The organism is Pseudomonas sp. 2822-15 (assembly GCF_002742515.1).
Lineage (GTDB): Bacteria > Pseudomonadota > Gammaproteobacteria > Pseudomonadales > Pseudomonadaceae > Aquipseudomonas > Aquipseudomonas salomonii.
In genome coordinates, this window is record NZ_LJRY01000414.1 from 1 (window position 1) to 229 (window position 229).

The 229-nt window shown below is 40.2% G+C and carries 1 protein-coding gene; it reads right to left on the reverse strand.

The window, feature by feature from the left end:
- On the reverse strand, window positions 1–229 hold a 229-nt coding region (locus AOA59_RS32560), incomplete at both ends, for a hypothetical protein (RefSeq protein WP_158235286.1).

A 229-nucleotide genomic window follows, 5' to 3' on the forward strand; every position in this document is an offset into this window, starting at 1 on the left:
GCATATCATCTGTTTCATAGATGGTGCTTCCTGACTGTAAAAGTGTTAGTTTGCCAGTCCCCCAATCTACTGGGACAGGATTCATCTCTTCTGAAAAAACGATTAATTCCATAAAATCGATACCCTGAAAATCACCTTCAGGGACGTCCGTCCATCTCCAGTTTAATTCTACTAGGACTTCATTACCATGTTCTTCAGCTTCAAGATCTAATAACACATGATGTTGGAG